Source organism: Aerococcus sp. L_32 (genome assembly GCF_050689315.1).
This window is the reverse complement of record NZ_JBOEQF010000838.1, coordinates 1-804: the sequence shown is the minus strand read 5'-3', so window position 1 is coordinate 804 and position 804 is coordinate 1. Positions and strand designations below refer to the sequence as shown.

Sequence of the window (804 nt, the reverse complement as noted above, 5' to 3'; positions counted from 1 at the left end):
GTATCAAGTAAAGAGTTATTGAATGCTGCAGAAAAAGCAGGTTTTGAATATTCAAGCCATATGGCATCAATGACTGAGGACGAAGTAAATAAGCTGAAAAGTGGCTTTGCAAATAAATCAGCAGTTAAGGAAGACAACAATAAACAGCCAGCGAAAGCAGCTGAAAGTCAACCAGCTAAGAAAGCTGAAAATAAACCTGCAGAAAAAGTCTCTAATAAACCAGCATCTGCTAAAGCAAATGCTAAGCAAGATCAGCAACAAAACAAGTCTCAAAATCGCAATAACCCAGCAAAAGAGAATAAGAATATGAATAATCAAAAAAATAATTTTAAAAACAACACCAATAATAAAAATGGCGGATTTAAAGGTAAAGGCAAAAAAGGGAAAAAAGGTCGTTTTAACAATGACCAAAACCGCCCTCAAAGCAACCCAGTACCACCAAGAAAGAATAAGCCACTTCCAGAAAAAGTGGAATATACTGAAGGTATGACTGTTGCGGATATCGCTAAAAAAATTCACCGTGAGCCAGCGGAGATTATCAAAAAACTATTCTTGATGGGTGTACCAGCTACACAAAACCAAGCATTAGATAAAGATGCTATCGAGTTAATTCTAGAAGAATATGGTGTAAAAGCTGAAGAGAAAGTTATTGTTGACCAAGCAGACTTTGAACATTACTTTGAAGAAGCTAAGAATGCAGACGAGGGAGACTTAGAAACTCGTCCAGCAGTTGTAACCATCATGGGGCACGTTGACCATGGTAAAACAACTTTACTTGACTACTTACGTAACGCTCAAGTTGTT

1 protein-coding gene is annotated in these 804 nt (G+C 37.1%); it reads left to right on the top strand.

The window, feature by feature from the left end; genetic code table 11:
• Positions 1-804 (top strand): translation initiation factor IF-2 N-terminal domain-containing protein (locus ACRCJ0_RS16800; RefSeq protein ID WP_431391297.1); only part of this gene is annotated, 804 nt, incomplete at both ends.